General features: G+C 48.8%; 7 protein-coding genes and 3 pseudogenes. All 10 read left to right on the top strand.

Translation table 11 applies throughout. The annotated features are described in order from the left end of the window. Positions 1-8: 8 nt before the first annotated feature. Positions 9-770 (top strand): hypothetical protein, encoded by a 762-nt coding sequence (locus JCM10914_RS16455; protein WP_023963013.1) that lies wholly within the window; start codon positions 9-11, stop codon positions 768-770. Positions 771-797: 27 nt separating this feature from the next. Next, positions 798-1,061: a hypothetical protein gene (locus tag JCM10914_RS30555; RefSeq protein WP_023963015.1), complete on the top strand. Its 264-nt coding sequence runs from the start codon at positions 798-800 to the stop codon at positions 1,059-1,061. A 152-nt stretch (positions 1,062-1,213) separates the two neighbouring features. Then, positions 1,214-1,534: a hypothetical protein gene (locus JCM10914_RS30560; protein WP_231638683.1), complete on the top strand. Its 321-nt coding sequence runs from the start codon at positions 1,214-1,216 to the stop codon at positions 1,532-1,534. Between the two features lie 435 nt (positions 1,535-1,969). Next, positions 1,970-2,406, top strand: a pseudogene (locus tag JCM10914_RS16470) (ACT domain-containing protein). A 56-nt stretch (positions 2,407-2,462) separates the two neighbouring features. Further along, positions 2,463-3,748, top strand: a pseudogene (locus tag JCM10914_RS16475) (homoserine dehydrogenase). A gap of 43 nt (positions 3,749-3,791) precedes the next feature. Next, complete coding sequence (thrC, locus tag JCM10914_RS16480; protein ID WP_023963027.1) at positions 3,792-4,865, top strand: threonine synthase; 1,074 nt, start codon at positions 3,792-3,794, stop codon at positions 4,863-4,865. Further along, entirely contained in the window at positions 4,862-5,830 is a 969-nt protein-coding gene (thrB, locus tag JCM10914_RS16485) for a homoserine kinase (protein WP_023963029.1), read from the top strand. The genes thrC and thrB overlap by 4 nt, the downstream gene beginning before the upstream one ends. Then, positions 5,827-6,712: pseudogene (pheA, locus tag JCM10914_RS16490) on the top strand (prephenate dehydratase). The gene thrB and the pseudogene pheA overlap by 4 nt, the downstream one beginning before the upstream one ends. Beyond that, positions 6,713-7,597, top strand: coding sequence for a branched-chain-amino-acid transaminase (gene ilvE, locus JCM10914_RS16495; protein WP_023963036.1), 885 nt, complete (start codon positions 6,713-6,715; stop codon positions 7,595-7,597). A gap of 164 nt (positions 7,598-7,761) precedes the next feature. Next, entirely contained in the window at positions 7,762-9,309 is a 1,548-nt protein-coding gene (locus tag JCM10914_RS16500; RefSeq protein WP_023963037.1) for a LysM domain-containing protein, read from the top strand. Positions 9,310-9,736 lie beyond the last annotated feature (427 nt).

Consider the following 9,736-nt stretch of genomic DNA (forward strand, 5'->3'; position numbering starts at 1 on the left):
GGTGAACCATGTTGAATACACGATTCAACACTCGAGGCGTGCTGTGGATCGGGATATTTGTGCTCCCGGTCGCGACGATATTCCTGTTTGGGCTTATCGGCGGTTTCACTCGTTTAGATACATGGATTTCCGGCATTGCTGTTGGACTTGCCGAACTGGCTATCCTATCATTTGTGTTGTTTCTTCTACATCGACGGAGAACGCCTGGAGCGGGGGCACCCTTTTATATCGCGCTCGGGGCGGTTATAGGGATATACTCTTTGTTTGTATTGTTGGAGGTTATTCTGCTTGGATATTTATATAGGCTGGAGGAAGGAGCATATTTCTTAATCCAACTCATGACGCTGATAGGATTTGTTGTTGTCATGGGCTTGGTGATGTTGGCAGCGAATTATGCCGGTCATCAGAGTCGGAAGGAAAGCAAGGGCATCGCTAACCAACAGGAGATGCTGCAGAGGATCATCAGCACTCGGAGACAATTGAACCTAATTTCTAGTGAAGCCGTTCCGCCGGTGGATCAGCGCATGGCAGAATTAGAAGATGTGATTCGTTATAGCGATCCGATATCGCATGGCTTCATCTACGAGGCCGAACATGTGATCCAGCAGCATCTGTCTCTGCTTGAAGATCAGATCACCTTGTTTAAACAATCTAAACCTGATTTACATACAGCACTGGCCGAACAAAGCCTATCGATCATTGATCATATGATCGGTGCGGTGCAAGATCGTAATTCGCAGCTGCTTAAAGCAAAGACAGGTTGTAGTTAATTAAGACATTGGAGGGGAACAGCAGGTATGGGGGGCGTGCCGCATAGCTTTCGATCGAAATTTGAAAGATTCGATCAATTTATCATCTTTATCGCTTTTATTTTTTTTCCGCTGGCTATCGTATTGGCTGCGATTCGAGTACTTGCCACGCAGAGGCATAACCACTGCAGAGGGAGAAACAACCGGTTGTTCGGATGGGTGCTGGCCATTGCATTTGCGATTCTAGAGCTGCTGATGATGATTGGTTCCATGGAGGACCTGACGGGCTGCTTGAAGCCTCAGTGGTACTAGGCATTTTATTGTTGACGCCCGCATTCATCCTATTTGCGATTGCCAGGCGAGAGGATAGGAAATTCACCACATTACTTCATCTTTATGCCGATGCAATCTTGCGCAAGAAGATGTTTCTTATTAATCAAATTGCGCATGAAGTCCGGCAATCTGTGGCAGACGCAGCGCGAGATGTGAGCTTTATGTTCCAGGAACGGATGCTCCCTTACGGCAGTTTACAGCAGGATCGGGTTCATATTCCTTCCCTCATCGATGCCCCGCTGGATGAAGGCGAGGTCAGAGGGCGACGCGCCGACAGATTAAATGATACAGCGAATCGTTATGCTGCTTCGGCGGTGCCGGCAAGCGCTCCCGCTCAGCAGCAGGATAAAGCTCCGCAATCGGTAGAGTGCCCGGGATGCGGAGCGCGGTCAGTAGTTATTTCATATGAGAAGAAGGAATGTGAATACTGCGGCACGATTATCGTGGCATAATTCGATGAACGACGGATAGGGATCGACCTTGTTATGAATGATTTCATTAGGAAACGAGGGATCTGAATTTTATGCTGGAGCAGCGGTAGCAAGTGCTGATGGATACGAGAAGAAGAAAGCAGTGGAAGGCTCCGGTTGTGGTTCATAAACTGCGGTGAGTTCGGATGAGAGCAGGGAATATGAGTATTGCGGTAGTTAGATCACTTACAACTAAGTATTGGTATGCAGCAGCTTCCTAGGAGGCTGCTTTTTTGATCGTTCATTACAACTTTATCGTAATAATCAATGAGTTCTTATGAAGATTGCGATATAGTATAGCAATAGAGTGGATACATATATCTAAAAAAAGTAGGCACTTTAAGTATTGCTCTTACGTGGCGTATCCAGTATAATGTCCACTATATGAATACAGTAGTCTTTGAGGAGAGGACGTTTGTGAAGGAACGTTACTATTTGGTCCGGGAAGACATCCTTCCCGAAGCTGTAGTGAAAACGATGCAGGTCAAGAAGCTGCTGGCTTCCGGTGATGTGAGAACGGTACATGAGGCCGTTGAGCAGGTTGGGCTCAGCCGGAGCGCTTTTTATAAGTATAAAGACGGCATTCATCCCATCAACAGCTGGAACGGGACGAAATTGTCACGATTTCCATCGATATGGAGCATCGTTCGGGTATGTTATCCGAGGTGCTCGGGCTCGTGGCAGGCGAAGGCGGAAACGTGTTGACGATTCATCAGAGCATTCCTCTGCAAGGGATTGCCAATGTCGTCATTTCCGTCGAGGTTTCGCGATTGAACGAGGAACTGGACGATTTATTGGACGGACTCCGCCGAATTAGCGGGGTTAGAAGAGTCCAAATGATAGGCCAGGGATAACACAAGTGCCATTATAAAAAGATTATTGCGATAGGGATATAGGAGGTAGAGCATTCATGAAACCGGTAAAGGTAGGACTATTAGGATTGGGTACCGTCGGTACAGGCGTTGTCCGTATCGTGGAAGGGCATCAGGAGGATTTGAGCAGTCAGGTCGGCTCTCCGATCTCGATCGAGCGCATTGCGGTTAAGGATCGGGAGAAATACCGCAACATCCATGTGGATCAGAACAAGCTGACAGAAGACCCTTGGGAGGTCATTCGTGATCCCGAGATCGATGTCATCGTGGAAGTTATGGGTGGAATTGAACAGACGAAGTCCTATATTCTTGAGGCGCTGGAGCGGGGCAAGCATATCGTGACTGCCAATAAAGACCTGATGGCGCTGCACGGTGCGGAGATTCTGGCCAAAGCGCAGGAGAAGCAGTGCGACGTATTTTATGAAGCGAGCGTAGCGGGCGGCATCCCGATCATCCGGACGTTGATCGAAGGTTTCTCTTCCGACCGAATTATGAAGATCATGGGAATCGTGAACGGGACGACGAACTTTATTTTGACGAAAATGAGTCAGGAAGGCGCATCCTACGAGGATGTCCTGGCCGAAGCGCAGCAGCTCGGATACGCTGAGGCAGATCCAACCTCCGATGTGGAAGGCTGGACGCCGCGCGCAAGATGGCTATTCTCGGAACGCTTGGCTTCAGAACCAATGTAGAGCTGCATGATGTATCAGTGAAAGGTATTTCGCAAGTGACGAAGGAAGATATCTCTTACGCCAAGCGATTGGGTTATGAGATGAAGCTGCTTGGCATAGCTGATCGTCAGGATGACGAGTTTAGCATTAGCGTGCAGCCAACCATGGTTCGCAAAGGTCACCCGATTGCTTCGGTTAATGGCGTGTACAACGCGGTATATGTATATGGTGAAGCGGTTGGCGAGACGATGTTTTACGGGGCGGGTGCAGGCGAGATGCCTACGGCGACTTCAGTTGTAGCGGATCTTGTAGCGATCATCAAAAATCTGAAGCTCGGCGTGAACGGTCTCAAAGCAATTGTTCCTTACAAACCGAAGAAGCTGAAGACCGACGACCAGATTATGTGCAAGAACTTCATTCTGCTGCATGTCGATGATAAGGCCGGGGTGCTTGCGCAGATCACGCAAGTGTTCGCTCAATACGACGTGAGTCTGGAATCGGTTGTCCAGCAGCCGAATGAGTCCAATCCGGACGCGGAGATCATTATCGTTACGCATCATGCAAGCAAGGCGAATATGGATGCAGTGCTGAACCACTTCGAGGGACTGGAAGTCATTCGCCGAATCAAGAGCATTTATCGTGTTGAAGGATAAGCGAGAGATATCATTTTTCATTATGAAAAGGAGATCAAGAGAGATGCCATACGAGGGATTAATTCAAACGTACAAAGACTATTTACCGGTGAATGAGCGGACACCGCTGCTGACGCTTAAAGAAGGGAATACCCCTTTGATCAGAGCCGTTAATCTATCAGAAGAACTTGGAATCGACTTGCATTTTAAATTTGAAGGGCTGAATCCAACAGGTTCCTTTAAAGATCGCGGCATGGTGATGGCGGTTGCCAAGGCTGTGGAGGAAGGAAGCCGTACTGTCATGTGTGCCTCAACGGGCAATACGTCAGCAGCTGCCGCAGCTTATGCGGCCCGTGCAGGTCTGAACTGTATCGTCATTATACCGAACAATAACATTGCGCTCGGGAAGCTTGCTCAGGCCATGATCTATGGTGCCAAGGTGATTGCGATTGACGGCAACTTTGACCGTGCGCTGGAGATCGTTCGCGAGATTACGGCGAAGCACCCAATTACGCTGGTGAACTCGGTTAACCCTTATCGAATTGAAGGCCAGAAGACGGCTGCTTTCGAAGTCGTGGATCAGTTGGGCAAGGCACCTGATATTTTGGCGATTCCGGTAGGCAACGCTGGGAATATCTCGGCTTATTGGAAAGGCTTCAAGGAGTATCATGCAGTGGGCCAATCATCTTCACTGCCCAGAATGCTCGGGTTCGAGGCTGAGGGGGCGATGGCGATCGTGAAGGGTGAACCTATCGCGAATCCGGAAACGGTAGCAACGGCCATTCGTATCGGCAATCCTGCGAGCTGGAAGACGGCTGTTGCTGCAGCAGAAGAATCCGGCGGTCAGATTAACTATGTGACGGACGAAGAGATTTTGGAAGCCTATCGCAAAATCGCTTCGAAAGAAGGGATCTTCGCGGAGCCAGGCTCAGCCGCTTCCATTGCCGGCGTATATAAAATGAAGCGCGAGGGATATTTCAAAGGCGGCGAATCCGTTGTCTGCGTATTGACGGGCCATGGTTTGAAAGATCCTAACATCGCAATTTCAACGGTGAATGCCGAACCGCTTGTCGTCTCCGACACCGAGTCTGCGGTAATGGATGCGATCGCCCAGCTCGAGGGAGCGGCGCAGGTATGAGTTCATCCCAAGGCGTCCGGGTCAAGGTTCCAGCGAGTACAGCGAATCTAGGCCCCGGATTTGATACACTTGGTATGGCATTGTCGCGTTATTCCTGGCTGGAGCTGAAAGAAGCAGACCATACCGCTTTTCACTTGATCGGCGATGAAATGAAGGGTTTGCCTACGGATAAGAGTAATCTGATTTATCAAGTATCGCAAATGGTGTTTGCGGAGGCTGGCAAGACATTGCCTGAGTTGGAGATTTCCATGTACTCCGATATTCCGCTCACGCGCGGACTTGGCAGCAGCGCTTCCGCTATTGTCGGTGCACTAGCAGCTGCCAACGCTTTAATAGGTTCACCATTACCTGATTCAAAGCTGTTTGATATGGCAACGAATCTCGAGAAGCACCCGGATAATGTTGGGGCTTCTTTGTTCGGCGGCATCATTGCAGCATCTTGGGACGGGACACACGCTGATTATGTCCGAATCGAGCCGCCGGCTAATTTAGGAACATTGGTGGTCATCCCCGACTTTCAGTTGTCGACCTCCAAAGCAAGAGAAGCACTGCCCGCCCAGGTCAGTTTGGCGGATGCTGTATATAATATTAGTCGATCCTCTTTATTAACCGCGGCACTCTTCGCAGGCAGACTCGATCTGATTCGGGCCGCGATGCAAGACCGGATTCATCAGCCTTATCGTGCGCCGCTTGTGCCAGGTATGTCCAGAATTCTGGCGGAGGCGCCTGACCGAGGGGCGCTCGGGATTGCACTGAGCGGCGCGGGGCCGACGTTGATTGCGTTATTGGATTTAAATGAATCGGGCGTGGATGAGCTCCGCCATTACTTGCTGGATACCATGCAGGCGGAAGGCATTTCAGCCTCCTGTTACCAGTTACATCCGGTTGCTGAGGGTGTGCAGTTGTTGGATGATATAAAAAACAAAACATTTTTGGATATGATTAGAGGGGAAGTTACCGCATGAAAAAAATCGCCTTGTTGCCCTCCGGATCGGTATCTCATGAAGCGTTACGATATCTTCTTAACGGGGAACCAGTGGAATATGTCCACTATAAACTGATTTCAGATGTATTTATGTCGACGGTCGAGGGCAAGACCGATTACAGTGTAATTCCGATTGAGAATACGATCGAAGGATCGGTCAGCTTGCATATGGATTGGCTTGTTAACGAAATCGATATGCCGATGCAAGTGGAATGGGTATACCCATCCATTCAGAATCTGATCGGTAACGCGGCAGAGTTGGCAGGTCCGGATGGCGCTGTAGATTACAGTAAAATTACCAAGATCTGGTCCCACCAGGTCGCTACCGCGCAGTGTCGCCAATTTCTTGCGGCAGCAGCACCTCAAGCTGAGTTGGAGCAGGTCGGCAGCACTTCCGAAGGAGTTAAGATTGTGAAGGATAACCCCGGCAAGCTGGGCTGCCATCGGCACATCGCTTGGTGCCGCAGCACACGGACTCGACCTGCTTGTCGAGCGCATTACGGATCATGATAACAACTATACCCGGTTCGTGTTAATCGGTCGTGATCCGCTACAGGTCAACCGGTCGCCGGAGCATATTAAGACCAGCATTCTCGTTACACTGCCTGAAGACGTACCGGGAGCTCTGCACCAAGTGTTGTCTGCTTTTGCTTGGCGTCGCTTGAACCTTTCCAGGATTGAGTCCAGACCGACCAAGAAGAAGCTGGGCAACTATTATTTCTACATCGATGTCATGGCGGCAGCCGATTCCGTTCTGCTCATAGCCGCGATGGGCGAGATTGAAGCACTCGGATGTTTAGTTCGCGTATTAGGAAGTTATCCGGGTTATGCGTATGAAAGTGCGAAATTGGAGGTGAAGTAAATGTCAGAGCAATGGATCTACTTAGACGGGGAAATCGTTACGAAAGAGAATGCTAAAATATCCGTGTTCGATCACGGGTTTCTATACGGAGATGGCATATTCGAAGGGATTCGAATATATAATGGCAACATTTTCAAATTCAAAGAGCACTTGAATCGACTTTATGATTCCGCTAAATCCATTGATATGGTAATACCGCTTGAATATGATGAACTATTGGAGGCCATGGCAGAGACGATCCGCCGCAACGATATGCGTAATGGCTACATTCGACTTGTGGTCTCCAGGGGCGTGGGGGACTTGGGGCTCGATCCTCGCCGTTGCCCGAAACCGACGGTGTTGATCATTGTGGAGCAGCTTACCATTTACTCCGACGAAGCATATCTGAACGGTTTGAAAGCCGTATCTGTTGCCCAGCGACGTAATATTCCGGATGCATTGAACCCCAAAATCAAATCGCTGAACTATCTCAATAATATTCTGGTCAAAATTCAGTCGAACTTCGCGGGTGCGGATGAGGCCATCATGATGAATGCCCAAGGTTATGTGACGGAAGGCTCGGGGGATAACATTTTCATTGTCAAAAATGGAGTGGTAACCACCCCCCCTTGCTATTTGGGTGCGCTTGAAGGAATTACGCGTCAGGCGATCATTGATCTTTGCGCAAAGCTTGACATTAAACTTAAGGAAGAGCCCTTTAGTATGCATGACGTATACATCGCCGACGAGGTGTTTTTCACGGGAACGGCTGCTGAAGTCATTGCTGCTCGCGAGATTGACGGCCGAATTATCGGCAAGGGTCAAGCCGGTCCGGTCACACTTCAATTGCTGGAGGAATTCCGCAAGATCGTAGATCAAGACGGGTACAAGGTCTGGGAATCATAATCGAATACCGCTGACCTCATTAGGTGTCATTATCCATCCTTTCATGTCGATGAAAGGATTTTTTTTGTATTCAGGGATGTCAATCGCCCAGTTCCTGCATAGGATGTAGTAACGAATGCAGGCGAATTATATGAGCCTAGAAGAGTGTAGGAGGTTTTAGCGGCGTGAAGATACACATCGTCAAGGAAGGCGACACCCTATATGAGCTGTCCAAAAAATATGGAGTAACCTTAGCGAAAATCATCGATGCCAATCCACAGCTTGTCGACCCGAATCAACTGCAAGTGGGCACGAAAATCAAAGTACCGACAGAGCCGGTATCGGTTCCTGGAGGCAGTCAGCCTATTATCCATAAGCATACCGTCAAGCAGGGAGATTCATTGTGGAAATTGTCCAAAGCTTGGGGAGTAACACTGAAGGACATCATTGATGCCAATCCGCAATTGAAAAATCCGAATGCATTATTGGTAGGCGAGGTTGTTAACATCCCATCATCCGGAACCCATGAAGAAGAGGGGATGTCGATGGGCTCAGGCACCGCGACTGGAAAGAAGAAACCGGGTAGCAAGGATTACACAGGAGTTAAGGAAGAAATTACGCAACCTATTGAGCAGCCGCCGGTACCTGAACCAATCTTACCGAAGCTCCCGGAAATTGCGCCACTTCCAGAAGAACCGAAGAAGCTGGAAGAAGAATTTGTTCCGAAGAAGCCAGAAATTATGCCGGAGATCAAGAAACCGGAGATTTTGCCTGAAATCAAAAAGCCTGAAATCATGCCTGAGATTAAGAAGCCTGAAATCATGCCCGAATTCAAGAAATCCGAATTCATGCCTGAATTTAAGAAACCTGAATTTATACCGCAGTATGTCATGCCTGAATCGGTTAAGCCTGAGTTTGTCAAACCGATGCCGCTTCCTCACCCAATCAAGCCGATGTTCACGGAACCATGCCCACCGATGGAGATGCCGTATCATCATATGATGCCTCACCCATGTCCAGAGCATATGAACTGGCATGGCCATCATGGTCATCATGGTCACCATATGGGGAAAGCTGTTCATCCGTTTCACCATATGCCACAAGAAGCGGTACCTATTAGTTATGGCGAGCCATGGGGACAGATGAATGCTGCTTACCCAGGACTCACTGAGCAGCCAGTTCAGATGGAGTACTCCCATTTAGCTGTATCCGAATCGTATACAGGCGGCGTGGGCTCTCATTATCAGCCATATCCTGAGCATCACCACACGACGATGACGTATGGATATGTTCCTTCACCTTGTGGTTGTCATGGTGCAGAGGCAAGTCCTTACTATAATGCGCCGCAGTATGGGCAGCATATGCCGTACTCGGGGAATCTTGAGCACATGCAGCATCCTTGGCAATCAGGAATGGGAGGTGGTTCGTCTGCTTACGGCGCATATCCGTCCATGATTCAACCATACGGCAGCACTTGGAGTGAGCGTCAATCTGAGGATCCGACCATTACCGCTTCCGGTGCACTGGCCGCCCAGGAGAGCTTTGGCCATGGCGTGGCTGAACAGGAAAGCGATATTCCTGCGCGTGAATCGGCCTCAGATGTAAGCGGCAAGTCATCGCGGGCGAAAGTGCATCGTCAACAGTCAGCTAAATCGAAAGCCTCGGCGAAGAAATCTCGTCAACCACGGGTATCATCAAATAACAGACATCTGAATCCGTGGATTAAAGGTTGAGTATACAAAGCATATAGCACAGCCTAGAACTTAGAGGCCGTCAAAAGCGACGGTCTTTAAGCTTTTTCCTAATATAATGATAAGTGGATAAGGAATTCTAGCAATTCTAGCAATTCAAGCCATGCAGTAGGAAAATATGTATTGTGCGTAGCTTTTTAATATGTTATAGTATATTTCCATTCGCAAAAGAGTTTGGCGATGGATTAGGGCAGGATGAAGTGATAAACATTAAACTCTTTCAAAAAAAGTTCTTGCAATGAAAGACATCCTGTGATATATTATAAGAGTTGCTGATGCGAACGACATTCGCAGGAGACAACGAAGTTGATCTTTGAAAACTGAACAACGAGTGAGTATAAACGAACCGCTTCGGCGGGGAGTTAAATAGAGAATTGAAACACATTCTCGTCAGTTAAGAAATGAGCGA

This window comes from Paenibacillus sp. JCM 10914 (assembly GCF_001315105.1).
In the GTDB taxonomy this organism is placed as follows: Bacteria; Bacillota; Bacilli; order Paenibacillales; family Paenibacillaceae; genus Paenibacillus_AQ.

Bases quoted from the DNA above. Each gene is read 5' to 3' on its own strand.
- JCM10914_RS16455 (WP_023963013.1), top strand. From the start codon at position 9: ATGTTGAATACACGATTCAACACTCGAGGCGTGCTGTGGATCGGGATA.
- JCM10914_RS30555 (WP_023963015.1), top strand. From the start codon at position 798: ATGGGGGGCGTGCCGCATAGCTTTCGATCGAAATTTGAAAGATTCGAT.
- thrC (WP_023963027.1), top strand. From the start codon at position 3,792: ATGCCATACGAGGGATTAATTCAAACGTACAAAGACTATTTACCGGTG.
- thrB (WP_023963029.1), top strand. From the start codon at position 4,862: ATGAGTTCATCCCAAGGCGTCCGGGTCAAGGTTCCAGCGAGTACAGCG.
- ilvE (WP_023963036.1), top strand. From the start codon at position 6,713: ATGTCAGAGCAATGGATCTACTTAGACGGGGAAATCGTTACGAAAGAG.